This window comes from Ensifer sp. GW821-FHT05G01 (assembly GCF_059419585.1).
On record NZ_JBWKSC010000019.1, the window covers coordinates 14138 to 40352 of the forward strand.

Genomic DNA, 26215 nt, shown 5'->3' on the forward strand with positions numbered 1-26215 from the left:
CTCGGCTAATTTATCAAAATTTAATGGGCGTCTTCTACGATGTCGTTGAGGCTTGCTCGTCCTTGTTGTGGTGCCAATCGGATGGCAAGCATGGAGTGTACAAAGCAACGCCCAGGGATGGAAAAGCGAGAGCATGTTTCCGTTGAGCGCGACGTAACTCTCTGGACCGGTGCATGAAGCAAACCTTGGCCGACGTCGTTGAGATAGATTTGCATAAGCAGCCGCACAGGCCGCTGCCGGCGGAGCTACGCTCACTTTATCGCCAGGAAGGCGAAACGGCGCGCCGGGAAGCGACGAGAAAAGGCCTGTGGATCGCTGTCGCGGTCTATCTCCTGTTTTCGATTACCGACTTTCTGCTGATCTCCGACGTCGCTCACTACACGATCGCCTCGCGCTTCGTGGTCGGCGCGGTCGCTCTTGCCGTTCTGGAGATCCAGATCCACTTCAGCGTCAAGACGGACTGGTTGGACAGGACGTGCTCGGGCGCGCTTGTGTTCGGCTATCTCGGCTGGCTGATACCGGCAATGATGACGGCGCACACGCAGAACATGTCCTACTACATGATCTTCGGCGCAATCTTCATGATGGGCGCGAACCTGTTCTTCATCTTCCAGTTCCGTCTGTCGGTAATCTCGTCGGGCATTATTCTGGGCGCGTTCTTTCTCGACCTCATCTACTTCTCGCCCCATAACCCCTATTACCAGCTCGCCTTCGGCACCTTCTATGTCTCCTGTTTCGTGTTCACCTCATACGTCAACTGGAAGCTCAACCGCGAACGCTACAAGGTCTTCCTCAACGCGTTCGAGGCAAAGGTCCAGCAGCGGGAGGCGACCGAGCGCGGGAAGGCACTGCTCAGGCTCTCCAACACCGACTCGCTGACCGGGCTCGACAATCGCCGGGCGGTCGATCAGAAGCTGCGTGAATACTGGAGCGACTGGCAGAAGTTCGGTGACAGTTTCGCCGCGATCCTGATCGACGTCGATTTCTTCAAAAAATACAATGACTGCTACGGCCATCAGGAAGGCGACCGCTGCCTCATTCTCGTGGCCAACACGCTGAAAGACTCGATCGGGCAGTTCGACGCATCCATCGGTCGTTACGGCGGCGAGGAATTCATCATCCTTGCGCGCGTCGAGACCCGTGAAGAGGCCGCCGATCTCGCCGATGCCATCTGCCGCACGGTGCAGAGCCTGGCGTTGGTGCATGGGCAACGCCGGGACGGCACGTCCATAGTCACGGTGAGCGTCGGTGCCGCATTCACCAGGCATCAGACGGGCTCAAAGCTCGAACGGATCATCCACGAGGCCGACAGGGCGCTTTACGCCGCCAAGGCAAGCGGCCGCAACTGCGCCAAGGTCTTTGACCCGAACGACCCTCAAACCAGCGACGAGAGCGAGAACATTGCCGCGCTCTTGAAGATCGCAACCAATGAAGATCTGGTCTCCCTCGTCTACCAGCCGATCAAGAATGTCGCGACCGGCCGCATCGAGGCTGTCGAAGCGCTAATGCGGCTGAGGATGCTGGATGGGGCTGCGGTTCCCCCAAGCCTTTTCATCCCCATTGCAGAACGCACCGGTGCCATCATCGATCTCGGGCGCTGGGCGATCCGCACCGTTTGCCGCGAGCTTCTGGCGCACGACCACGTGCCTGTCGTCAGTGTCAATGTCTCGCCGATCCAGCTGAAAACGCCGGGTTTCGCAACATCCGTTGCCGCCATCCTTGGTGAAACGGGCGTTGCCGGCGGCCGGCTCGCCTTCGAAATCACCGAAGGTCTCGAGATGGAGATGCACTCGGACGTGCTGCGCTGCATCAGCGACCTCGAGACGCTCGGCATCCGCATCTGGCTCGACGATTTCGGCACCGGCTTTGCCGGTCTGTCCTGGCTCCGGCTGATCGATTTCGATACCGTCAAGATCGACCGTTCGTTCCTGCACGATTGCAGCACGCCAAAGGGCAAGGCGATGCTGAAGGATATCATCGGGTTGGTCAGGAATCGCGGCCACAAGATCCTGGTGGAAGGTGTCGAAACCGAGGAGCAAATGGCGCTGATGCGGGAATTCCGCATCGACCATGTCCAGGGCTTCCACGTCGGCCGGCCTGTGCCCGCGGAAAGCTATCGCCTGACAGCTGATCTCGAGCAGCGCCCGGCCGGCCTCGTCAGGCCAGCGTAGAGGCTCATATCCGCCTTCGATGATCTCACATGAAAGCGGGATCCTGCAGACGGCCACCATTTTTCAAATTCGTTCGCTGCTTTTTTTGAATGCCGCACATCTTTGCGACGTATATTTCCGAAACGTCTGGACGCGTCAGCCTTGGCGAACGAAACCCACGAACCGTTCACGTCTCCTGCATCGCACGGCCCAGCCAAAGCAGTGTTGGCCGAGGCAGTGCTGAACGTCAGCGGCTCACGTCAAGACACGTGGCAACCCGCTCAACACACTGGCACGTTCAGTGTAAACTTGGTTTCTTCCGACGTTGAGGAAACACTGATCCGACCGCCATGAGCTTGAGCAATCTCGGCTGCGATGTAGAGCCCCAGGCCGAGGCCTTGCAACTTGCCCTTTCCTTCGCGCCGCTTGAACGGCTGGAAGAGCCGAGGCAGATCTGCCTCTGCTATCGGTTCCCCCGTATTGGCGATCCAAAGCTCAAGCGTGCCGCCGCGTCGCGCGGCACCGACGCGGATCGGTTTGTCCGAGGCGCCATGCGTCAAGGCGTTGCCGAGCAGATTGGAAAAGAGCTGACCAATGCGCTGGTGATCCAGCGTGATCGGTTCATCAAGCGCAAGGTCGGCTTCGATCTGCCTGTCCGGATAGATGCTCCGGTGCTCGGCCACGATCTGCATGAGCACGGGGGTGAGCGGCCGACTGGATCGGTTGAGCCCTATGCCGCCGCCAAGCCTGCCGCGGGCGAAATCCATCACATTGTCGATGAGGTTTGCCATTCGATCGACACTCTGCTGCATCAGCGAGATCACGGCGCTGGACTTCGGCGCATGCTCCTCACGTGCCAGGATGCGCGTGCCGGCCGAGATCGATGCAAGCGGATTGCGCAGATCGTGACCAAGGATTGCAATGAATTGATCCCTGAGTTCCGAGGTCTCGATTTCGCGATCGAGCTTCAGTTTTGCATCAGCGATATCGGCCCGAGCATCCAGATGCCGGGCGATCAGGTCGGCGAACAGCCGGAACATGCCCACCGTCACAGAGCCGCTGAGCTTGGCCGGGTTTGGGTCGATGGCGCAGAGCGTGCCGAAGAACACATTGCCGCGCAGATAGATCGGCACCGAGATGTAGCTCTTGAAGCCATATTGCAGCGGCGTGTGGTGGTTCGCATAGGCTTCGCTGGCATCGACGTCGTCGATGACCACAAGCTCGCCACTCTGGCGGATTTCGTGACAGATGGTGGTCTCGACCTGCAATTCGCCGCCGGTACCGAGCCCGAAATCGATGAGATCAAGCGTCTGGCAGGCGACCCACCGCTCCTGCGTGACCCGGGCAATAGCGACAAACCCCATCCCCGTCGATTGCTGAATCACGTCGAGAATCGTCGGGACGACCGAGATGCTGGCAACGGCATCCAGGTCTGCTTGAAAATCATGCGCCAATGCCTGATGTCTCCCGAGGTCGCTTTTCAATCCTCTGTATAGGCGATTGATCGGGTTTCTGAAACAGACATGCCGCCGCCTCAGCGCATGTGTGGCTCATCCCCCATCTTTATCGCGCCGTGCTTAGAAGGCCTGCATAGACCGCGGCGACGTCGACCAGTTGTTTGGGCGATGCCATCGGCGCGGTGTGCGCCCCTCGCAGGCGACCGTGATCAGAAAAGCGATTGCTGCGCGGGCTCAGGCGGGCCGAGATGCACGCCTTCGAGTTCCAGCATGCGGATCTTCGATGTCGAACCGCCCGGAGCCGAAAAGCCGCCGACCTTGCCGCCGGCGGCCAACACCCGGTGGCAGGGAATGATCAGCGCCACCGGGTTCTTCGCCATCGCCTGGCCAACGTCGCGGGCAGCTTCGGGACCGACGCCAAGCTCCTTTGCCAGGGCGCCATAGGTGGTGGTCTGCCCCCAACCGAGCCTGCGTGCGGCGGCGTAGATCCGCTTGAAGAACGGATCCTGGCCTTCGAGGTCGAGCTTGATGTCAGTGAAATCGACCTCTTCGCCGCTGAAGTAGCGCCGAACCGCGGCAACCGCGTCGGCGACGTCGCGCGTCGGGGTACCCGGCTCGCCGGCAACGAGCCGGCGCAGCAGCAGCCGTTCGGTCTCTTCAGCCTTTTTGGTCGGCAGCTGGAAACGGGTGATGCCGACGGCGTTCCAGGCGATGCCGCAGAATCCGGCGTCGGTTTCGAAAACAAGGTAGCTGTGAACAGTCTGCGCCATCGCACCGTCCTCACGTTTCATACCCAATGAAAATCGTGCGGACGGCCGGCGAATTCAACCCGATTCCTGCGCTCAAAGGCAATCACCAACAGGCATCAGACCAAACTGGCCGGCAGATCTGCGTCACCACGCTCTGATCGGGAGCAGCCCGACGCCGAAGCGGCAGCGGTCCTACTTTGCGTCGATCATCTTCGCCCAGCCTGCTGCGCGCTCGGCTGATTCGATCAGCACTGCCTTCGGCGCCTTGTACCATTCGTTCTCCGGCAGGCCGCGACGGTTGCGCACGAAGGCGATCGCCGCATCCAGCGTCGGGAACTCGGCCGGCAGGGTCAGGTGCAGAAACAGCGATACGACGATGACCGAACGCGACCGCCCTCCGCGGCAGTTGATCAGAATGTTGCCCATCTCGCGGCGCGGATAGGACGGTTTTTCCGGCAGCACCTGCTCCAGCGCGGCGCGCAGGATGTAGTGGGCTGCCAGCATCTGCGTGTCGGGATTGCCGCCGCCGTCGATCAGTCCGATCTTGTAGTAACGGATCTCGCCCGGGCCGTAGACACTGCCTTCGTGATCGGACACGAGCTGTGCCTGCCGGACGAAATTGAAGTCAAGATTGACGGCGCAATTGACGACGGTGGTGATGCCGTTCTGCCTTAGGAGATCGAGGTCGCTCGTCCCTTCTTTGCCGGCAATATAGATATCGACGCCATAAAGCGGGTGCTGTTCATAGACGAGGCTGAGTTTGGCAAGTTCGGCCGACGCCTGTGGCTTCGTCTCGGTCTCCTGGATAATGTCCAACATCTTCTCCTCGTGCCTTTTCAGCTTGCCGCCGCGGCAATGCGTTTGTCCGAGATCGCCCGCGCGACGCGCTGCAATGTCGGATAATTTGCGCCGGCGCCTGTGGCGATATAGCCGGGACACATGAAGTCGGGCGCATCCGCCGGCACCTTGCCGAGCGTCAGCGGCTCGTAACGGCCGCCGGCATTCTTCAAGATCAACGTCGCCGCCGCCACATCCCACGAATTGACCCCGAAGCCGGTCGCCGCATCCGCCCAGCCCGCCGCCACATGGGCGATGCTGAGGGCGGCACTGCCCGGCCGCCGAAGTGTTGAAAATGTCTCCACGAACTCCCCGAGATTGGTGAGCGCGGCCTCACGGCCATCGAGGCGGAAATCGCGCGACACGGGATAGCCGGTAATCAGCGTTGCCCGGTTCTCGTCATCGACCGCTTGCGAGGAGATAACCGCTCCATTGAGATAGGCGTGCTCGAGATCGGCGGAAAACATCAAGTCGGCGACCGGATCATAAACGACGCCGGCAACGACCTCCCCCTGTTCGACGGCGGCGATCGACACGCACCAGAACGCCAGTCCGCTGGCGAAGTTCGAGGTGCCGTCGATGGGGTCGACATACCACTGGATATCGCCGTCGCCCACTTGTCCGCCCTCTTCGCCAAGCATGGCCGAATTCGGCTCCTGCGCAAAAATGAAATCGCGAATGGTGGCTTCGGCGCGCTTGTCATGAATGGTGACGACATCATGCAGGTCGCGCTTGTAGTCGACCACCATATCGGAGCGGAAGGCTTTCAGCAGTGGATCGCGCACTTCGTCCGCGGCCCCGCGGGCAATCGCGACAAGACGCCTCGACCGCTCCAGCCGTTGTTCGGGGCCTGCCGTCGGCAAGGTCGCTGCGGGGAGACGCTTTTCCATGTCGTTCTGATCCATTCCTTATCGAGAAAGGCCGGCGCGCCACCCGATGGCGCGCCGGCATTGTTTCACTTGCTGTAGTTCACACGCCAGAAATCCTGCCACTCCTCGCGCCGGTCGAAGTCCTCAAGACCGGTCGAAGAATTGTAGCCGAACAGGCGATCGGCGACCGTCATCAGTCCCGAGGGCTCGTCAGCCGGCATCTTGATGTCTGTGTTGGTCGGCAGCTTGCCGTCCTTCATCTGCGGCGCGATGCCTTCTTCCGTCAGGATGTAGTGGATGAAGAGCTTTGCCGCATTCGGGCTCTGCGTCTTCGTCGCGATCAGGCCGAGCTTGACGTAGGTCCAGCCGACCCAGGGATTGAGATCCTTGCAGATACCGAGCTTGTAGCCCTTGCCTTCGTTGTCGCGGAATTTTGCCGACGAGAGCAGGCCGAAGAAGGGCTCCTTCTGTCCAGCCGCCCCGACCGCTTCCGCCACCGGGTCATCACCGTCCGTGACCAGAGGCGCGTTCTGCGCCAGCGCCTTGATCCAGGCGGCCGACGCACTCTTCTCCTCGGTTGCCAGGTCCTTGCCGAAATAGGTCTTGTAGGCGCCGGCGACCTTGTCGTCGGCGTGCTTTTCCATCTGGTTGAACCAGTCGGTATAGGTGCCCTTGGTCAAGGGGTCGACGAGCGCAACCTTGCCCTTCCACTTCGGCTCCGTCAGCTCCCAGATATTGGCCACCGGGCATTTGTCGTAGGCTTCGGTGTTGTAGGCCCAGACGTTGGCGTTGGTCGAAATCGCCAGCGGGTTCTGGAACTCCGCCGGGATTTTCGCGACCATGTCGGCCGGCAGGTAGCTCTCGACGAATTCCTGCGGCAGGAGTTGCGCGAGTGCTGCCGGCGCGTCGGTGATCAGCGCGACATCGCCCTGCACGTTGCCCGCCTGGCTTTCCCGGATGATCATTTCCAACTGGCTGTTCGCCGACACTTTGACGCCGGTCGCCTTGACACCGTACTTGGCGGTAAAGCCCTCGGCCATTTCGACGATCTTGCCGGTGCTGTCATAGACGTTGATCGGCTTTTCCGTCTTGGCCGCGGCAATCAGCGCATCCAGATCGAGGCCGTCGGCCGCATGGACCTGCGTCGAAAGCAGGCCGGCTGCAAACGCCGCCGCTGTCATCGTCATGCCACGCACTCTCTTCTTTTCTGTCGTCATCGCTTCCCCTCCCAAGGAAACTGCGCTCGGTGATCGGCACCGCCCGTCACGTCATTTTCGGTGGTTTATTCTCCAGAGATCTTGCCAGGCCTCGCGCTTGTCGAGGTCGTCGCCGGCCGTTGCTGTATCGAAGGCCATCAATTGATCGAGATACTTCGCAACGCCCGAGGGTTCATCGGCCGGCAGGCCGATCGTCGAGTTGCCCGAAATCTTCCCGTCTTCGGTCTGAGGCGCGATGCCTTCTTCCGTCATCAGGTAACGGACAAACAGCTTAGCGGCATTGGGGCTCTTGGTCTGGCCCGCGATCAGGCCGAAACCCGGATAGAGGAATCCGGAAAACGGCTCGACACCGGCGCAGATGCCGAGCTTCAGGCCCTTCGTCAGGTTGTCGCGATACTTCGCCGTCGAGGTGATGACGAAGAACGGCTCGGCCTGCCCCGGCGCGCCGGCGGCATTGGCGACCGTCGTGGAATCCGCCAGCAGCGGGCCATTTTCGGCAAAGGCCTTGACCCAGGCAGCCGTCGCGCTTTCGCCGTTCGTCTCCAGCTTCTTGCCGTAAAGGCTTCGGTAGGCGCGGGCGACATCGGCGTCGCGGTGCGTCTCTATCTGATTGAACCAGTCGGCATAGAGCGGCTTGTCGAAGAGATCGAGCATCGCCAGCTTTCCACGCCATTGCGGCTCGGTCAGCTGCCAGATGTTGGTCACAGGGCACTTGTCGTATTTCTCGGTGTTGTAGGTGAAGACGTGAGGGTCCGAGACAACAACAAGAGGATTGCGTTGCTTTTCAGGAATATCCTTGGCGAGATCCGGAGGCGTCCAGCTGGTGGCAATGCCTTCCGGCAGCAACTGTCCGATTGCCGATGCCACGTCGGTTGCCACGCTGACGTCGCCGAGGATGTTGCCGGCCTGGTGTTCGCGGATCATCAACTCCACCTGCGTGGCTTCGTTGACCTTCTTGCCTGTCGCCTCAACGCCGTATTTTTCCGAGAACTCCTTGGCCGTGTCGACGATCTTGCCGGTGACGGCATAGACGGTGATCGGCGGCTCCTTCTTTGCCGCCTCGATCAGGGCGTCGAGGTTGAAGGCTTCTTCAGCCTTCGCCGGCCCACAGGTCAGTGTCATGGCAGCAAGGCTACCTGCGACCGCCCAGGCTAATGGGCGGTCGCGCAACGCGCTGCGTTTCATTTCTGTCATGTCGTCACTCTCCCGGCTGAGCCATCACTTCTGGTAGTTAACCCGCCAGAAATCCTGCCAGGTTTCGCGCGCATCCCAGTCGTCGAGGCTCGTGTCCATCTGGTAGGGCAGAACCTGGTCGAGAACCTTGCCGATGCCCGAGGGCTCGTCAGCCGGAAGTGCGACGTCGGTGTTTGTCGACATCTTGCCGTCGGCCGCCTGCGGCGCGATGCCTTCCTCGGTCATGACGTAGTGGATGAAGAGTTTCGCCGCGTTCGGGCTGTTGGTACCCTTGGTGATCAGGCCGACGCCCGGATACATCCAGCCGAGCCAGGGCTTCAGGTCGGTGCAGAGCCCGAGCTTCATGCCCTTCTCGGCATTGTCGCGGAATTTCGCCGAGCTCATCAGCCCCATGAACGGCTGCGACTGGCCCGGTGCACCGACGGCATCGGCAGCCGCGGCATCCGCATCCGTCAGAAGCGGCGCATTGGCGGCAAGCGCCTTCACCCAGGCTGCGGTCGCGCTGCCGTCGTCGAGTTCCAGTTCCTTGCCGTAGAGGTCTTTGTAGGCGGCTGCGACCTTGTCATCGCCATGTTTTGCCATCTGGTTGAACCAGTCGACATAGGACGCCTTGCCGAGCGGGTCCTGCATGGCGACCTTGCCCTTCCACTCAGGGCCGGTCAGCTGCCAGATGTTGGTGACCGGGCACTTGTCGTAAAGCTCGGTGTTGTAGGCCCAGACGTTGGCGCTGGTCACGACCGTCAGCGGGCTCTGGTACTGCTGCGGGATCTTCGAGGCCATGTCCGGCGGCAGCCAGCTCTCGGCAAAGCCCTGCGGGATCAGCTGCGCCATCGCTGCCGGCGCATCGCTGATGATCGACACGTCGCCCTGGATGTTGTTGGCGCGCGCCTCGCGGATGATCATTTCCAGCTGCGCCGTCGCCTTGACCTTGGAGCCTTCGGCTGCGACGCCGTACTTGGCCGAAAAGGCCTTGGCCATTTCGACGATCTTGCCGGTGCTGTCATAGACGGTGATCGGCGCTTCCTTCTTGGCCGCTTCGATCAGGGCATTCAGATCGAAGGCCTCCTCAGCCATCGCCTGCCCGGCCATGAGGCCGGCAAAGGCCGTCGTCCACAACAGGCAGCGCCTGGTATTGTCTGTTTTTCCATTCTTCCGAAAATGCATCGACTGCTCCTCCTCAGTAAGCGGTGTTCGTCTTTCGGTTGATGCGATCATTAATGTCGTCAGTTGAGCTTCGCGCTGCGCAGCAGCTTGTCTGCCTCGGCAATGCGCTGGCCGTCCTTGTCGAAGACGTGCAGCGCCTCCGGTGGCGCGAAGAAGCGGACCTTTTCCCCGAGTTCGAGCCGCGGCAGCGCATGCGTCGTCAGGAACAGCGTGTGGCTGTCGCTCTTCAGCTCCAGGATCCAGCTGCCGCCGGTCGGCAGGATGCCGGTCACGATCATCTTGCCGCTGAAGCTGCCCTGCGGAACGTCTTCCTTCCTTGTCGCGTAGCTCAGCGCTTCCGGGCGAATACCGACGGAGCCGATGCCGCGCAGGCTGGGGTAGCGGGCGGAGAGGTAAGCCTCGACTTCTTTGGCAACATCCGACGTGCCCTTCTTGTCGAAGGACAGGATGTTGATCGGCGGGCTGCCGACGAATTCGGCAACGAAGCGGTTGGCGGGGCGATCATAGATGTCGTTCGGCGTGCCCATCTGCTGCAGCGTGCCTTCGTTCATCACGGCGATGGTCGTCGCCAGCGTCATCGCCTCCCACTGGTCGTGGGTGACGAAGACGATCGTCGTCTTGAATTCCTTGTGCAGGCGCTTGAGTTCGGCGCGCATCTCGAGCCGCAGCCGCGCGTCGAGGTTCGACAATGGTTCGTCGAGAAGCAGCACGCCCGGATTGACGGCAAGCATGCGGGCAAGGGCCACACGCTGCTGCTGGCCGCCTGAAAGCTGCGACGGGTAGCGGTCGCGGTACTTGGCGATGTCGAGCGCCTGCATGACCTTTTCGACCCGGGCCTCGCGCTCGGCCTTCGGCAGCTTGCGCAGCCGCAGGCCGAAGTCTGTGTTGCGCTCGATGGTAAGGTGCGGCCAGAGCGCGTAGCTCTGGAAGACCAGGCCCATTTCGCGCTTCTCCGGCGGCACGAAGACGCCTTCGAAGATGGAATCAACCACCCGGTCGCCAATGCGGATCTCGCCGCCCGACAGGTTTTCAAGACCGGCGATCATGCGCAAGGTCGTCGTCTTGCCGCAGCCGGACGGGCCGAGCAGGCACATGAATTCTCCGTCGCGGATTTCCAGATCGAGGTTGGAGACGGCATTGGCGGAGTTGACGCCATAATTCTTCTGGGCGCCGCGCAGATTGATAGTGGGCATCAGCTTCCGAGTCCTTCTGCAAGATTGGTCTTGGTCAGCTTCTGGGCTGCCAGAGTTCCGAGATAGGCGATGGCCGCGATGATCAGCACGACCGCGTTTGCCGCCTGGGTGTAGTGGTAATCGACAAGCCGCAGCGAATAGGTCGTCAGGACATCAGTGCTGGGCACGGCGAGGATGACGAACAGGCTGAGGCCCTTGATGCCGGAGATGAACGGCAGCAGCACACCGGTGACGAGCGAGCCCTTCTGGATCGGGATGACGATCGACATCATCCGCCGGAACCAGCCGGCGCCGGCGATCTGCGCCGCCTCTTCCGGGTCCTTGCCAAGCTGGGTCATCGCCGAGATCCCGGCCCGCGAGGCGTAGGGCATCTGGTCGGCCATCAGCGCCAGCACCAGGATGGTGACGGTGCCGTAAAGCGCCGGCATGGGACCTCTCGGAACCGCAAAGAGCGAGAGGTAAGCGGCCGCAAAGGCAATGCCGGGCACCAGATAGGGCAGGAAGGTCACCTGACGCAGGTAGACCGACAGCGCCCGAACCGGCGTGCGGATGACGACATAGCCGACAAGCAGGCCGAGGATGCCGGACGCGATAGAGGCGAGGCCGACGATCATCAGCGTGTTCTTGGCCGCGGCCCAGAGGTCCGGGCTCAGCAGCACGCCGGTCTGCAGCGCCACGGTGTGCAGATCCTGGCCGATCCAGTAGTCGAGCGTGAAGTTGTCGAGCGTGAACTGCGCCGGCAGCTTCATGACCGTCGACAGGAACAGGGTGAGCAGCGGCAGTCCGACGCTCAGCATGAAGATGGTTGCGGCAAATCCCGTTGCGGGCAGCCTCAGTTTGCCGAGCCGGCTCTGCCGGTTCATCGAGCCCTTGGAGCCGATGGTGACGAAGCGGCGCGCTTCGCGCACCAGTCGGGCATCGATCATCAGGGTGATGATGCCGATCAGCATGATGGAGGCGGCAACGACACCGGCGACACCTGTCTGGCGTGAGGCGATGCTGCGGAAGAGCGAGGTGGAGAGCACCTCGAACTTGACCGGCAAGCCGAGCACATAGGGCACGCCGAACTCGCCCAGGCACTTTGCAAAAATCAGGATCATCGACGACATCAGCGCCGGCCGCATCAGCGGCAGGATGATCTGCATTGCCACCTGGTAGCGCTTGGCACCGAGGATGCGGGCAGAATCTTCGAGCTGGGAATCGAAGCGCCGCAGCGCCGAGCCGAACAGCAGGATGACGAAGGGGGTGTAATGCAGGGCAAGGATGATGGTGATCGGGAAGCGGCCATAGGCAACCCAGTCAGGCGGCGTCCATCCGAGCGCCTCGAACCAGCCCGGCTGGCCACCGACCGTGCGGTTCTTGAACAGGGTCGTCCAGGCAAGCGCGAAGGTCCAGGCGGGAAGCATATAGGGCACGATCAGCGCGGTCGCGAACCAGCGCCGTCCGAACATGTCGGTGCGGCTGATCAGCCAGGCAAGAATTGTCCCGATCAACAGCGACAGCAGGATCGCGCCGACGGCAACCGACAGCGTGTTAAACAGAGGTCGCCAGAAGAGATCGACGGAGACCGGGGACGTGAACGTCCGGTCGAGATAATAGAGCGTCAGGTCGCCGAAATCCTTGCCGAGCCGGCGCTCATGCCCGAATTGCACTCGCACCGCATCGAGCACGATGGAGATGATCGGCACGACGATCAGATAGGTAAAGAGCAGCGCCGTCAGCACGCCGATCAATGTCGTCGGCTCCCGCGAGGCGACCTTCAACCGGTATCGCCAGACCTGCCAGGCCGAAGGCGCGGACGCCTCGCCGCCCGCTGTCGGCGACGCCTTCGCTGAATCACTTAGAAAAGCCATGCTCTGTCCCCTTGAGATCCCGCCTCGCAACACGATCCGGCTGTGCACCGGGCGCCTCGCGGCCGAGCCAACATGCGAACGGGGAGATCAGGCAAAGTCGCACGGGCACCCACCCCCGCCCCATGTCGGGCTGGGCAATCTGCCGCGAAAACGCGATGCGTCGTCATCGATCCAATCCTCCCTGTTCGCGACCGACCCCGTTCAAACGATCCTGTTTTGGATCGGGTCCGATGGCTTCCAGCCACTCCTCAGAAGCTGTCGCCAACACCACGAACATAGGCGGAACGAAAATTCCATTTCGGAGCCGCCTATGGAATACATGATCCATTGTGAGGCTTCGCTTGTCAACAAAAAAATGCACACGTGCGCAATGATCTATATCATTGTTTTTATTGCATATCTTTTTGCATTGTTACGACTTTCTTCGAACACGTGATCACTGCATCGCGACCATCAGCCGAGACGCCTCCAGCGGCATGCGGAACATTGAGGCAAACAGCCGGGTTTGCAGCGCGCGCGAGGCGTTCGGCGGCCAGCACCAACCAAGGCCAGCGACACTTTTTCGTTGGAATGAACCGGCTTTTGTGGCCCAGATGACCCCGAGCTGATTCTTGAGGAAAACCATGGCACGAGGGTTCGTTACGGCAGAGGAAGTCGCAAAGCGTGCGGGCGTATCGCGCTCGGCGGTCTCGCGAACCTTTACACCCGGTGCCAGCGTTTCCCAGGCCGTCCGGCGCAAGGTGCTGAAGGCTGCGCGCGAACTCGGCTATCGGGTTAACCGGCTGGCCCAGGGGTTGAACAACGACCGCTCCAACCTGATCGGCGTCGTCGGCACCAATCTCAGCGCGCCCTTCATTTCCAAGCAACTCGATCTCTTGAGCATCGGCCTGCTCCGGCGCGGACTTCAGTGCCTGCTTTTGAATGCCGCCGATGCCCGCAAGGATATCGCACCGCTGATCGAACTGCTGTTCGAATTCCGTGCCCAGGCGATCGTCGTGCTGTCCGGCGAGCCTCCGTCCTCGATCGTCGACGAGTGCATCGCCAATGGTGTGCGGCTGATCCTGGTCAATCAGCGGCTCGACCGAACCGACACCAACATGGTGCTGAGCGACGATTCGCACGGCGCGGATCTTGCCGCGCTTCGGCTGATTGCCGCCAAATGCCAGAAGGTCGCGGTCGTCTCAAGCGCCAGCCAGACGCCCGCCCAGGTCCGCCGGGCAACGGCATTTACACAAAGGATGCAGACGGCCGGCGTCGAAGTGGTCGCCTGGTCGGACGGTCCGACCGGCTACGAAAGCGGCTATCAGGCCGGTTGCGAAATCTTGCGCGACAAGAAGATCGACGGGGCATTCTGCGTTACCGACCTCCTGGCGCTCGGCTTCCTAGATGCCGCCCGGATCGAAATGCATCGACGCGTGCCCGAGGATGTCTCGGTCATCGGCTTCGACGATATTCCGCAAGCAGGCTGGAAGAGTTATGAGCTGACGACAATTGTCCAGTCCCTGTCGACCTTGACCGACAATGTGCTGACGGCGCTTGAAACGGACGAACCCGCGACCCGGCTACAGGTGGTGCCCGTCTCGATGATCGAGCGCAAGACGGTGCGCTAGAAGCATTTCCAGGAAAAGTGCAAAGCGGTTTTCCGTCTGCACATGCGTAAAAGACGATAAAGCATTTCCGCGCTTCCGCTGAAGTCGGAACGCTCGGGACGAACCTATCCGGCCCGGCGGATGCGGCTTTCAATCAGCAGGCCGCTGTCGTCGAGGATTGGGTGCGCAACCGATGCGATGTGGGCGTTGATGCGCTTGAGGTCGCGCAACATGTCGAGGTGCAGCGAACTGGTCTCGATGCTTTCCGCCCGGCCGTCGCGCAGGCGCTGCAGGTGCCGATCGGCCGATTGCCGCTCGAGCCGGCGCACATCTTCCTTCACTTCCACCAGCCTTCGCGCCAGGCCTGCATCGCGCGTTGCAAACACCGTCTGCGCCATGCGCAGATTGTCGAGCGTAATCGCAAAGAGCCGCGTCAGTTCCTCATGGCCATCCCGCGAAAACGCCAAGCCGCGCGAAATCTTCTTTGCAAGTTCGGCCAGCAGACCCTTTTCGATGATATCGCCGATATGTTCGAGGTTGATGGCATAGTCGACGACATCCATCGCCCGGCGGCGGTTGTCTTCACCGATCTCCGCCTGGCCGAGGCGCGAGACATAGACCTTGATCTGATGCTGCAGTCGGTCGACCCGACCCTCGAGCGTGCTGATGCTGGCCAGTTTCGAGGGGTCCGCATGCTGGAGCGCGTCGCTGGCCTGGACCAGCATGCTCTCGATCAGATCACCGACGGCGAGGACCTCGCGGCTGGCGCCGGCAAGGGCTGCGACCGGCGTCGAGAGCTTTTCCTCGTCGAGATAGCTCGGCACGTCCGACATCCGCGCCGCGTCCGGCAACAACCGCGCTGTCAGTGCTGCGAGCGGTCGCGACAGTGGCCAGGCCAGCATCGCTAGCGCCAGATTGAAGATGAGGTGGGCATCGACGGGCAGCTTGTCATGCGTCAGCGGCAGGATGTCGAGAAATTGCGCGGAGTAGCCGGCAAGCGGCAAGGCGACGAGGCAGCCGATGGCGCGCACGATGAGATTGCCGATCGTCACGCGCCTGGCGCTGATCGGTGAGCGCAACGTCGCCAGAACCGGCGGCACGGCGCCGCCGAGATTGGCACCAAGTACCAGGACGATAATGAGCCCCGTGGAAATGCCGCCCGTTGCCGCAAGCGACAGGATGAGGACGACGACGGCAAGGCTCGAGGATGCCAAGACCGCCAGCATGGCCGAGAAGATGAGCGCGACAGGCCAGGCATTGTCGAGCATCGAGAGGAAGGCCGAAAGCGCCGCAGATGCGCGCAATGGTTCCGTTGCAAGACCGATCAGATGCAGCGACAACAGCATCAGCCCAATGCCGACCAGGGCAGCACCACCGCCCTTTCGCGCATTCGAGGTTCCGCGCGACAGGATAACCCCGACGAGAATGAGAAGTGGCGAGAGCCAGCCGATCCCGAGTGACACGATCCACGCTGTCATCGCGGTGCCGACATTGGCGCCCAGAAGCACGATCTGCGCCATACGCGGCGCCACGAGATTGCGTTCGGCGAAAGACGCGATCATCAGCGCCGTCGCGGTCGAACTCTGCAGCGCGACCGTTGCGAAAAGGCCAGCGAGAAAAGAGCGCACGCCGTCGCGCGTCCCGGCGGCCAGTCCGGACTTCAGCCTGGCGCCGAAGGCGCGCTGCACGCCATTCTTGACCTCAGACAGCCCGAACAGCAGCAACGCCACGGCGCCGAAGAGATTGATGCTGACGATGGTCGATTCCATGAACGCACTCCGGTCGAACGATCTTTTCTGCCCGTCGCAGCGCCGGGCGCCGTTTCACTGCCGCCCGCGCCGCAACTCCTCGCGGAACAACTGCTGAAACGCGGCGTATTTCTCGAAGCCCAGGTCGCTGATCAGCCGCATGACCGTCGTGGTCGAGACGCCGGCCCGCTCAGCCACTTCCCGTGCGCTGGCAAAGGCGATGTCATAGGGATGGGACAGGGCGAACTTGGCGACTTCGAGCCGCCCGCCCTTGAGCCGGCGGGCGCCAAGGCGAAACGCCTCCTTCAACTCCGGGACGCTTGCCGGCGGCTTCAGCCTCCAGCCGGGCAATTCAAGCGACTGTTCGTTCATGGGCAAACAACCTCCTTCGCGTCTCGCTGCAAAGTGATCTCGATCTGCCGCGCACCGTTTTCCGCCCGGTCGAGAAAGGCAGCAAACGCACCCAGGAAGATCGATAGGAAACCGGCGACAGAACCGTCCCACCCTGCTTCCGGCTCGCGGCCGAAGTTTATGGAAAGGGCGCGGTAAAGTCGCAGTTGCTCCTGCGGTATCGCAGGCAGCGCCAGGTGAGCCGCCTGGCGCAGGCAGTACCAATCGGCGATGACATCAATCATTCGGCAGGCGGCGATTTGTTCGCTCGACATTCCGCATGCATTTGCAAGCGCGTGCAAGGTATGCGCCGCCGCGTCAGCATCGAGAAACTCCGCGCAGATACCTGCAAGCGTGGCTTTCGAGACGCGGTTCACCACATCCTGCGGCCACTCCTTGGGGAAATAGCGGTGGTGAACCAATGCCAGCTTATGAGCCCTCAGGAAGGCACCGTAATCCTCGGCACCGAAAGCGAGGTCGTCCGCTTCCGCGAGCTGCTCCGTCTCGCGGCGATAGGCCGGCGCAAGACGCGGATCCAGAGCCGCTGCCTGCAGCTCGACGGTATCAACAACGATGCCGTCGTTCACAGGCTGAATGATCTTGAAGGCCGGCGGATAGGCGACCAGCGAAGGCACCGCCACATTGGTGATCTGACGCTCGGCAGGCCCGCGCCGCGTTACGCCCTCGACATGAAGATGACCGCTGAAATGTACGGCGAGCCCGGCGCCAAGCAGGGCATCGGCGACAGCCTCACGCGGCGTGCGCCGGGCGACATTGGTTTCCCCGAAAAGAACCCGCTCGGCCCCGGTCGCGCCATCGAACGGATCGAGCGCCGGGTAGTGCGAAAAGGCGAGCACGGTCTTGCCCAGCACCTCTGCCCGCGCACAGACATCGGCTATCCACGAGACGATGAAGGGTTTCAGGCGCAGCATGGCGTTCCAGCCGGCAGCGGTGCTGTCGACGAAAGCGGCCTCCTGGCCGCCTTCAAACGTGCCATCCCGTGGCTCGAACACATTGGCGTCAATCATCAACAACCAGATGCCCGGCTCCGGCTCGACCAGATAGGAGGCGTCCATCAACGCATAGCGGTTGCGTCCATCCGGCGAAGCCACCTCGTAACGCCGGCTTTCAACGTCTTCGGCAAGACCGAACGGCGTTTCCCAATGCAGGTAGTCCGGCTTGCGAAAATAGCCGTAGGCAGCCATCGGTCCGAGACCGGACGGGTAGCCCTCGCAATACATGCGCTGAGTCACGACCGCGCCCTCGGCCATCGGTGCCGGATCACTCGTCACCCAGACGCCGCGGCCGGCCTGATCCAGGAACTCCTTGGTGTGGTTGCGCCCCGCCGGGCCGAAAATGTCGTGGTTGCCCGGAAGGGCATAGAAGGCGGTGCCATGCTCGCTCGCATGCCGATCGAGGATGCGGCGCAGGCTCGCAGTCGTCTGCCGCTGGCCGTCGTCGGTGTAGTCCCCGAGCAGCACGACATGTTGGATGCCACGCTCGCGCACCTCGTCCAGCGCCACCGAAAGCGCCCTGGCGCTCTCGTTGAAAACACGGGTCGACTGCCGCGTTTCCGCCCAGCTGCGAACCATCATCCGCTGGCCGTCAATAGTCATGCCGGGAAAATCGAAGTCGCCTTCAAGGTCGTGGAAATGCGCGTCGGCGATAACGGCGATGCTCGGCTGGCTGCGTTTCAACATCAGTCCTGCCCGGATGTCTTTCCGGCGATCATGTCGATCCATTCAGACGCACGGCGTGCCGCGTTGTAGAGCATCGGCTTGGGGGTCTCGAACCATTCGTCGGGACGCAATTCGCGATGTTCGCGGATATGGGCGACGGCGGCGTCGAGCGTCGGGAACAGTTCCGGCTGCTGCTTGTGCAGGAACAGCGCCACGAGCGAGACCGACCGGCTGCGTCCGCCGCGGCAATTGACCAGCACATTGCCGCCATCCGCAAAGGGATAGGTTTCACGCTTCGGCATCGCCTGACGCAAGGCGCCATCCAGGATGTAGTAGGCGCCGAGCATCATGGTATCAGGGCTACCTTCTCCGTCGATCAGGCCAAGCTTGTAGTAGCGAATGTCGGCATAGCCGCTGGGCCGCAGATTGCCGCCACCGTCAATGTCGGCCTCACGCACCCAATTGATATCGAGATTAATCGCGCAGTTGACGACCACAGAGATGCCGTGCCGCTTGAGCAGATCAAGATCGCGTGCGCCATCGCTGCCGCCGATATAGAGGTCTGATTTGTGCGGACCCAGGCCCTTGGCGATCAGGCTGATTGCCGGTCGCGCGTAAACAGGTGCATCCATGCCGTTTCCTTTCGAGGTCGGGCGGCGCCGAGAGACATGCCACCCATAATTCTCAGTCTTTATTCTTTGACGCGGTCGCTCATGCGAGCCGGAGTTCAGCCACTGGCGCGTCCGCCGACGCGATCGGTATCCGCGACGCCTGGCTGATCCCCGGTGCAATACCGGGGGCGGAAGCGAGAACCGGCCCGCCGTGGCGAAGACTGCCGATTTCCATGAAGGGGCAGACGTCGCCGCCGGCCTCGGCAACCAGCAGCAAGCCGGCCACACAATCCCAGGAGTTCATGTGCAGCTCGATATAGGCATCGGAACGACCGTCAGCGACATAGGCGAGCGCCAGCGCGCCGGAGCCAGCCCTGCGGACATTGGTGCCGAGCGCCAAGAGGTCGCGGATGGTTTCAAGGTAGATCTCGTTGGACACACGGCCGGACCAACCCATCTCAACCGACGCAGTCTCGAACGCGGTAGTCGCCGAGACTGTAATCGGCTGGCCGTTGCGGGTCGCACCGACGCCGCGCTCGGCAAAATAGAGCTCGTCCAGCGCAGGATTGTAGATGGCGCCGATCTCCGCCCGGCCGTTTTCGATATAGGCGATCGAAATGCAGAAATGCGGGATGCTGCGGGCGAAGTTGGCCGTGCCGTCAACGGGATCGACCACCCAGAGACGATTGCTGATCGAGCCACCGCCTTCCTCACCGAAGAAGCCGTCATCAGGAAAGTGTTCGGCAATCGCCTTGCGAATATGCGCCTCGGATGCAGCATCCGTCTCGGTCAGAAAGTCCTGCGGGCCCTTCATCGAGAAGCCGCGGCTCGCACTCTCCTCGAAGCCCCGCAGCACGAGCGCGCCGGCCGACAGGATGACGTCGCTGCAGAGCTTTGCCCGACCCTGCAGATCGTTCGGATAGAATGGTCGTTCCAGGTTCATTCGGACATGACTCCTTTGCACACGCGAGCATCTTTGCACACGCGTTCATTGGTGACAAGCCCCATTCCCGGCTTCAATCGCGAGGATGGACGGAACGTCTAAGCCACGCGGCCGTCGCGGATCATCGCGAAGTAGTCGTCCTTGCCGATCTGTCCGCCCTTGAGCGAGATTTCGAGGCCATCGACAGCGGGATGGTGACTATGCGCGACGCAAAGCGGCGAGCCAGGAGATTGCGGCAGCGGCAACCGCAGCGTCAGAGCGTCAACCGAAAGCTTGCCGAGCGCGTGGCTGGACGTGTCGCCGCCGGCGATGACGGCGCGACGAAGACCGGCACGCGTGACAAGCTGCTGCAGCAGTGCTCCCAACCGCTCCCCAAGCCGATGGCGGGAGCCGTCCTCCAGCGACAGGGCAGCGCCGCGATCGGCCGCCGGCCCGAGCGCCGTATAGAATATCACGCTACGACCGGATGCGAGGCCCTGCAGACCGCGTACGACTGTGGCCTCGAGAGCCGCAGCTCCATCTACGCCCGCAAAATCCACCGCGTCGAGCGCGATGCCTTCGAAACCATTGTCGACCGCATGACGGATCTGCCGCTCGGTCGTTGACGACACGCTGCCGGATACGACCGCAATCTGATCGACGCGCCCGACCGCAGCAAAAGTGGGTGCCGCGCGCAGCAGGCCAAGCCGTTGCCATGCCCTCACCAGCGCATATTCCACACCCGACGATCCGCAGACGAACTGGCCAGACGCCGCCTTCAAGCGCCAGAGCTGACGCCCGACGACCGCCTGGCTCTCTTCATCGGCCACGTCGAACAGAACGATATCGTCGCCGGCTGCAAAAACCCGATCGCTCGCCGCATCCGCGTCAGCCGCCTTAAGCGCCGCAAGGTCGACAAGACCACAGCGAAGTGCCGTCTGCGACGCGAGGTGGAGGCGAACATCCGCCTCGTTCATCGGCGTTACCGGGTGCCGGCTCATGACGGGATGGCGATCGATCCGGTAGGTCTCACCGCGATAGGCGGCAAACAGATTGCCGAACGCGGTATAGCGGCGGATCTGCGGCGCGCCGAGGACGAGCGGCACCGCCGCCGCCCCGAAAATGTCGCGACCGATTTCGATGGCCTTGCCGATGCTGCCGAGTTGCGGGCTGGAATCGAAGGTCGAGCACACCTTGTAATGAGTGATCGCCGCACCGAGAGATTTCAGCCAGGCGAAGGCGGGAGCGAGATTGTCATCCATCCAGCCCGGCGTCTGGCTGCGGCTCGTGCCGGCAAGACCGAAGGCACGGCAATGCGAAAAGCGATCAAGGAGTGAAGCATCCGGGATCTTCAGGAACAGCGCCGTGTCGACGCCCTGAGACGCAAGCGCCTCCATCACATCGGTGGAACCGGTCAGGTCGTCGCCGTAAAAGCTGAGCAAAGGTGTCTGCATGGAAGGTCTCGCTGCGATTTGCATTCGCTCAGGCGCCCTTGCCATCGGCGAACTTTTCAAGGGACTGGGCAAGCTCAATGTGGTCGCGGGCATAATCGGCCAATGATATGCCGGCAACGGCCGCCTCCCAGGCCTGACGAACCGCCCGGACGCCCGCCCCGGCACCGCCAGGGTGGCTGACGATGCCGCCGCCGCAGAGATAAAGAAGGTCCGTCGATCCGCCGGTCCGCATATAGGTGTCGGGGGCCTGACCACCCCATTGCCCGGAGCCGACGACCGGCAGCGGGCAATCCTGCGGCGCAAACAACGGCGTGCTGACGGCCTTGAACGATTTCACGAAGCTGTCGTCCGGCTCCCAGTACTTGACGCGGATGCCATTGATCTGGAACTGATCGACACCGAGCAGGCGCCAGAACTGCTGCCACACGGAAAACTCCATTCCGAGTCCGCCGTGACGGGTCAGGACATCCCAGCCATTGCGGTGGGCGTGCAGGATGAGCTTGGACCGTTTGCGCAGGAAGGCGACGCCGCCCATGCCGATGGAGTTGATATTGACGACAGCAGCGTTGCCACCGGCAGCAGCAACCAGATCGTGATTGCGCATCATTTCGTCGGGATCAGCGTGCGAGATGCCGAAGGCATACATAACCTTCTTGCCGGTCTTCTGCTCGTGATCGAGGATTTTCGGCATGATCGCCGCAACCCGGTCCTTCAGCGGGGAGTAGGCCGGGCTCATCAGCTTTTCGTCGTCCTTGATGAAATCTACCCCTGAAGACAAAAGTTCGCCCACCAGTTCCGCCGTCTCCTGCGGTCGCAACCCAAGCGCCGGCTTGACGATCGTGCCGATGATCGGCCGCCCCGCAACGCCGGTCAGCCGCCGGCTGCCATCGACACCGAATTGCGGTCCGGGGTGGGCAGCCGCGAACTCTGGCGGCAGTTTCATGTCGACGACGCGGATGCCGGTCATGCCCTTGATCGAATAGACGCCACCAATGGCAATCGTCATCAGCGCCGAAAGGTCGGTGCCAACGGCATCGAGCGGAAAACAGACGTCGACATCCGCCCGGTTGAAGCGCTTCGCCTCCCCGGCTTCCTCCGGCAGAGATGGCCGGTCTGTCGGCTCAAGATGCCGGATGGCGACGACACGCGCGGCCACCCGCGCTTTCAGTTCCTCGGTTTCTCCGGGGACGGCGACGAAGGTCCCGGTCGACTGGTCGCTGGCGATCTTTGCGGCGAGCGCCTCCACGTCGCCGGCGCTCTCTATCCGGTAGGTCATGCGTATCACGGGCGGTTCTCTCTTCGGCTCGAAAGGAGTGGCTCTTTCCATCAAACTGGTATAATGAGTATCTCAGTTGTGCAAGAAGAATCTCTGAGCGGGCGTCGCCATGCGAACCATTCCTTATCCGCTGGAATCGTGCATATAGGACAGACGCTCAGGCACCGGTGGAGTTCACATGATCAGCCAGCCAGAACCCATTGTTCGCAGGAAACTCTCCGACGAGGTTTTCGCCCGTTTGAAGACCTTGATCGAAAGCGGCGAATTGCAGCCCGGCGACGAGATGCCGTCGGAACGCATGCTGATGGAACGGTTTCAGGTCGGCCGACCGGCGATCCGCGAAGCGATGCAAGCCCTTGCGAATATGGGCCTTGTGGAGATCTCGCATGGTGAACGCGCCAAGGTGCTCAAGCTCACGCCGAAGTCGCTCTTCCGCCAGATGGACGTGGCCGCGAAGATCATGTTGTCGGGCTCTTCGGATTCGCTCGAACATCTGAAAAGTGCCCGCATCTTCTTTGAACGCGGCATGGTGCGCGAAGCCGCGAGCCGCGCAACGGCGGCAGATGTCGCCGCGCTGAAGGACACGCTCGCCCGCCAACGCGACGCGCTTGGCGATTCCGAAACCTTCATCGCCGCCGACATGGCCTTCCATAGCTGCATCGCGCAGATTTCCGGCAACCCCATCTACACCGCCGTCAGCGAAGCGATGCTGGGCTGGCTAAAGGAATACCACACGGAAATGCTGATCTGGACAGGCCGTGAGAACCACACACTCGCCGAGCACGAAGAGATCATCGACTGCATCAGCCGCGGCAATCCCGACGATGCCGAACAGGCGATGATCAAACACCTCGAGCGCTCGCGCGCCCTCTACGCCCTGAAGGGCAAGGCTGAAGGCGCCAACGGCTAACGGGGAATGTCGACGCGGGCAACAGCATAGGCCAGCAACCGGATGCTTTCTCCGCAAAGGTCGACGGCCCTCGGCTCACCGGAGCTCTCTCGCATCCAGTTCTCGTCGAGAACGGTAAGTTTTGACTTACCGATTCGACCGATAGTCACGATCTGGGCCTGCGGACCGATATTCGCCAGAAGCACCGTTCTGCCGCTATCCGTAACGGCGCCGATACCGACAAGCGCGTCCGGAGCGCTGGTTTCGACCGCCACGCCCGCGCGGCCCGACAATTCCGCCAGCCACTTCAGCACGTGAAAGAGCGGACGCTTTCCGCCTTCCTTCACCGGTTCTCCGGCGGCGGCAATCAGACCGAACGGGCCGCAAAGCGTCGAGAGCGTCAGCACCTCCGGCCCAGCCTCGGCTACCGTCGCAGCGTAGGCAAGTGTCCAGGCGGCGCCGAAGAGGGCGTTGTGCCGCGGATCCCTGTTCGCCATCGCAATCCGCCGGCCAAGCAGGTTTTCCTTCGTGGCACTGCCATAGGGGTTCTGGCGCATCGCGATCGTCGATGGGCCGATGCGGTAGGGCTTTTCTCCATAGATCGCGCGAACTGAACGCGTCACATGACGCAAGGCTTCGAACGTCTGCATGACACTCAGATCGTCTGCGGCATGGACGATCGGATTGGTGCAATGGGTAAGATAGGACAATGGCTCGGGCGGTACGCGTTTGCGATTGAGCTCGGTGAAGTAGCTGAACATGCCACCGCCAAGCGGCAGTCCGGGAAACGCACGCTGCGCCGCCGCATAGACCGCTTCGAGTGGCGGGCAATCCGGCCAGACACTTCCGGGCGGCGTCGATTGGCGGTCAACCGATGGCGACACGGCAATGCTCGAAAGCATGAGGCCGGCCTTTTCGACATCAGCCGCGACCGCCTTCAGTTCCTCGTCAAGCGACTGCCGGCAGGGCAGGAAACACTCGAGGGTCACCTTGGCGCCGCTCGCCTGCGCAATTCTCCGGAAGCCTGAAAGCGCCTCGCCTCCATGACCGGCGCCCGGATCGAAATGGCAGATCAGGTGCCGGGCGCCAAGCTCGGCGACGAGACCCGCATGGCGCAGTTCCTCCGTCAGATCCTCCGGACGCAGGCCAAGGCCGATCTCGGGCAGCGTCTGGCCGATCTCGGCGAGCGAAATCTCGATTGCTCCACCCACCCGTTCATCCGCGACGGCCGACGGAGCGGACTGTGTGATTGTCAGCCGAACCGACTGACGAAGCATTTCGCCCGCCTTCAGCATATAGGGCCAGGGCAGTGCCAGTGGGCGAACATAGGTCTTGTAGGAACCATCCGTCCAATTGCGCTGGTCTTCCATTTCGAAGACATCGCCGGTCATCCGGCACTCGGCCGTGACCCCGGGCGCGGCCTCATGGGTGATGGCCGAAATGCTCTTGAACGGCTGCCAAGGCTCGATGAAATCGGGAAAAATGGCCCGCTCGATCGTGCCGTCGCCATGCTCTACTGCAACGGGCCTGCCGGCGATGCCCACGACCGGATGAAGCACGACGAACCCGGCGCGCGCCGTCTCAAAATCGCGATCGGGCGTGAACTCCGCGGCAAAAGTGACGGATTGTGGGTCGAGCGCGATCCTCGCATCGCAGCGAAGAACGGCCCCGTCCGGCGCCGCGAACCGGGCCGTGTAGCGGACGGTAGCGTGACCAGCGATTTCCTCGATCTGCACGCCGTCCAGCACCGCTTCGCAGGTGCCCCAATCGCGATCGCGAATGAGGAACGAAATGCCGCGCAGAACCTCCCGTCCGGCAAACCGGATCGTGCGCAGATTGCCGCCTACCAGGTCGACGCTCAGTTGCCCAGCTTGCAGGCGTTGCACGGGCGGCTCGCTCTCGTCGGAACCGAACAGGAGAAACGCGCGCGATAGCGTCATCCGAGGAATTCCGAGAGCGGCACGGTGCGCTTTTCCGCTGCGCTGAGATAGGACGCCTCGACCAGTGCGAAGGTCTGCAGGTTGTCGCGACCGGATGTGTCGGGTTCGCGCCCGTCGCGCAGACACTCGACCCAATGGCGTTGGATGAGACCGACGCTTTCCTGAATGTTGTGCCACGGCCGCGAGGCCCATGGCAGAAGGCGCGGCTGCACGTCGCTCACCTCCGTTCCATCCGGCGAGTGAACGGACAGGCGGTAACTCTGCGACAGGCGGAGCGTGCCCTTGCTGCCATCGACTTCGAGCAAGGTTTCCGGGAAAGGCTCGACCGGCAGCCGGGTCGCATAGCTGCAATCGACGATGGAGGTGATGCCGGCCGCATGATCGAGCATCATCGTTGCGACATCCTCGCCTGCAATCGCAGGATTGACCCGTCGCGTGCGCGCCGTCACAGCCGTCGCATTGCCAAACAGAAAACGGGCGATATCCAGCGCATGAATGCCGAGATCCTCGATGATGAACCGTTTGCCGGTGGCAAGGTAAGGTTGGCCGGAGAAAACGTCATAGGCAGAGCGGAAGCTGACACGTCCCCAGAAGACTTCGCCAATCGCGCCGCTGTCGATTGTGGCCTTCGCCGCCCGGATCGGCGATTGCCAGCGGAAGTTTTCATGGATCATGAAGGCGACGCCGGCCCGGTCACAGGCGGCGACCATCGCGGCAGCGTCTTCCATTGTCGGCGCGAACGGCTTCTGGCAGATCGTCGCCACGCCGTTTGCCGCCGCCATCTCCACCAGGCGGCGATGGCTGGCAACCGTCGTCGCGATGTCGACGAAATCGAACCCGCCATCGGCAAACAGCGCTTCTGCGGAACTATAGCGTCGCTCAATGCCGAAGGTGTCGCCGACGATCTGCAGCCGCGCCGGATCACGGTCGCAGATCGCGACGATGCGCGCGCCCGCAGCGTCACTCCAGCCGTGCATCTGGTTGACCGCGAAGAAACCGCAACCGATCAGTGCACCTTTCAATTCCGTCATCCT

At 62.2% G+C, this 26215-nt stretch carries 22 protein-coding genes; 3 read left to right on the forward strand and 19 right to left on the reverse strand.

The window, feature by feature from the left end:
* The first annotated feature begins 173 nt into the window (after positions 1 to 173).
* Positions 174 to 2171 carry a putative bifunctional diguanylate cyclase/phosphodiesterase gene (locus tag AC07UR_RS32170; protein ID WP_209792993.1) on the forward strand — a complete coding sequence of 666 codons (1998 nt, stop codon included), beginning with the start codon at positions 174 to 176 and terminating at the stop codon, positions 2169 to 2171.
* Positions 2172 to 2431: 260 nt separating this feature from the next.
* Here the strand turns inward: AC07UR_RS32170 and AC07UR_RS32175 are convergent, their stop codons facing one another.
* The 10 genes from AC07UR_RS32175 to AC07UR_RS32220 form a co-directional block, all read right to left on the reverse strand.
* Entirely contained in the window at positions 2432 to 3604 is a 1173-nt protein-coding gene (locus AC07UR_RS32175; protein WP_209792995.1) for a GAF domain-containing sensor histidine kinase, read from the reverse strand.
* A 212-nt stretch (positions 3605 to 3816) separates the two neighbouring features.
* Positions 3817 to 4377: a methylated-DNA--[protein]-cysteine S-methyltransferase gene (locus AC07UR_RS32180; protein ID WP_209792997.1), complete on the reverse strand. Its 561-nt coding sequence runs from the start codon at positions 4375 to 4377 to the stop codon at positions 3817 to 3819.
* Positions 4378 to 4548: 171 nt separating this feature from the next.
* The gene (locus AC07UR_RS32185; RefSeq protein WP_209792999.1) at positions 4549 to 5175 is read right to left on the reverse strand and encodes a dual specificity protein phosphatase family protein; all 627 of its coding nucleotides are present in this window, start codon (positions 5173 to 5175) and stop codon (positions 4549 to 4551) included.
* 17 nt (positions 5176 to 5192) lie between these two features.
* Complete coding sequence (locus tag AC07UR_RS32190; RefSeq protein WP_209793000.1) at positions 5193 to 6083, reverse strand: inositol monophosphatase family protein; 891 nt, start codon at positions 6081 to 6083, stop codon at positions 5193 to 5195.
* 65 nt (positions 6084 to 6148) lie between these two features.
* Positions 6149 to 7243, reverse strand: a complete 1095-nt coding sequence (locus AC07UR_RS32195; protein WP_209793087.1) for an ABC transporter substrate-binding protein — start codon at positions 7241 to 7243, stop codon at positions 6149 to 6151.
* A gap of 87 nt (positions 7244 to 7330) precedes the next feature.
* Positions 7331 to 8464, reverse strand: coding sequence for an ABC transporter substrate-binding protein (locus tag AC07UR_RS32200; RefSeq protein WP_412728433.1), 1134 nt, complete (start codon positions 8462 to 8464; stop codon positions 7331 to 7333).
* A 33-nt stretch (positions 8465 to 8497) separates the two neighbouring features.
* Positions 8498 to 9562, reverse strand: coding sequence for an ABC transporter substrate-binding protein (locus tag AC07UR_RS32205; protein WP_209793088.1), 1065 nt, complete (start codon positions 9560 to 9562; stop codon positions 8498 to 8500).
* Between the two features lie 134 nt (positions 9563 to 9696).
* On the reverse strand, positions 9697 to 10830 hold the full coding sequence (locus AC07UR_RS32210) for an ABC transporter ATP-binding protein (protein ID WP_209793003.1): 1134 nt from the start codon (positions 10828 to 10830) through the stop codon (positions 9697 to 9699).
* A complete protein-coding gene (locus AC07UR_RS32215) occupies positions 10830 to 12683 on the reverse strand; it encodes an ABC transporter permease (protein ID WP_173421094.1) in 1854 nt (617 codons plus the stop codon). The genes AC07UR_RS32210 and AC07UR_RS32215 overlap by 1 nt, the downstream gene beginning before the upstream one ends.
* Positions 12684 to 13119: 436 nt before the next feature.
* Positions 13120 to 13308 (reverse strand): hypothetical protein, encoded by a 189-nt coding sequence (locus AC07UR_RS32220; RefSeq protein WP_209793004.1) that lies wholly within the window; start codon positions 13306 to 13308, stop codon positions 13120 to 13122.
* Here AC07UR_RS32220 and AC07UR_RS32225 point away from each other — a divergent pair.
* The gene (locus tag AC07UR_RS32225; protein ID WP_209793005.1) at positions 13307 to 14293 is read left to right on the forward strand and encodes a LacI family DNA-binding transcriptional regulator; all 987 of its coding nucleotides are present in this window, start codon (positions 13307 to 13309) and stop codon (positions 14291 to 14293) included. The genes AC07UR_RS32220 and AC07UR_RS32225 overlap by 2 nt on opposite strands.
* Positions 14294 to 14397: 104 nt before the next feature.
* On the opposite strand, the gene AC07UR_RS32230 is transcribed toward AC07UR_RS32225, so the two are convergent.
* The 7 genes from AC07UR_RS32230 to oiaX form a co-directional block, all read right to left on the reverse strand.
* Entirely contained in the window at positions 14398 to 16041 is a 1644-nt protein-coding gene (locus AC07UR_RS32230; RefSeq protein WP_209793006.1) for a Na/Pi cotransporter family protein, read from the reverse strand.
* 54 nt (positions 16042 to 16095) lie between these two features.
* On the reverse strand, positions 16096 to 16392 hold the full coding sequence (locus tag AC07UR_RS32235) for a MurR/RpiR family transcriptional regulator (RefSeq protein ID WP_173421098.1): 297 nt from the start codon (positions 16390 to 16392) through the stop codon (positions 16096 to 16098).
* Positions 16389 to 18110: a metallophosphoesterase family protein gene (locus tag AC07UR_RS32240; protein ID WP_209793007.1), complete on the reverse strand. Its 1722-nt coding sequence runs from the start codon at positions 18108 to 18110 to the stop codon at positions 16389 to 16391. Before AC07UR_RS32240 ends, AC07UR_RS32235 begins: the two co-directional genes overlap by 4 nt.
* Complete coding sequence (locus AC07UR_RS32245) at positions 18110 to 18721, reverse strand: dual specificity protein phosphatase family protein (protein ID WP_209793008.1); 612 nt, start codon at positions 18719 to 18721, stop codon at positions 18110 to 18112. Before AC07UR_RS32245 ends, AC07UR_RS32240 begins: the two co-directional genes overlap by 1 nt.
* A 79-nt stretch (positions 18722 to 18800) precedes the next feature.
* Positions 18801 to 19643 carry an inositol monophosphatase family protein gene (locus AC07UR_RS32250; RefSeq protein WP_412728430.1) on the reverse strand — a complete coding sequence of 281 codons (843 nt, stop codon included), beginning with the start codon at positions 19641 to 19643 and terminating at the stop codon, positions 18801 to 18803.
* A 98-nt stretch (positions 19644 to 19741) separates the two neighbouring features.
* The gene (locus tag AC07UR_RS32255; RefSeq protein ID WP_209793010.1) at positions 19742 to 21076 is read right to left on the reverse strand and encodes a four-carbon acid sugar kinase family protein; all 1335 of its coding nucleotides are present in this window, start codon (positions 21074 to 21076) and stop codon (positions 19742 to 19744) included.
* Between the two features lie 28 nt (positions 21077 to 21104).
* Positions 21105 to 22361, reverse strand: a complete 1257-nt coding sequence (gene oiaX, locus AC07UR_RS32260; protein ID WP_173421102.1) for a 3-oxo-isoapionate-4-phosphate decarboxylase OiaX — start codon at positions 22359 to 22361, stop codon at positions 21105 to 21107.
* Between the two features lie 169 nt (positions 22362 to 22530).
* On the opposite strand from oiaX, the gene AC07UR_RS32265 reads away from it, so the two are divergent.
* Complete coding sequence (locus AC07UR_RS32265; protein WP_173421103.1) at positions 22531 to 23262, forward strand: transcriptional regulator NanR; 732 nt, start codon at positions 22531 to 22533, stop codon at positions 23260 to 23262.
* Here AC07UR_RS32265 and apnL read toward each other — a convergent pair.
* Positions 23259 to 25181, reverse strand: coding sequence for a D-apionate lactonase (gene apnL / locus AC07UR_RS32270; protein ID WP_209793012.1), 1923 nt, complete (start codon positions 25179 to 25181; stop codon positions 23259 to 23261). The genes AC07UR_RS32265 and apnL overlap by 4 nt on opposite strands.
* The gene (locus tag AC07UR_RS32275) at positions 25178 to 26212 is read right to left on the reverse strand and encodes a Gfo/Idh/MocA family protein (protein ID WP_209793014.1); all 1035 of its coding nucleotides are present in this window, start codon (positions 26210 to 26212) and stop codon (positions 25178 to 25180) included. Before AC07UR_RS32275 ends, apnL begins: the two co-directional genes overlap by 4 nt.
* Positions 26213 to 26215: the final 3 nt, after the last annotated feature.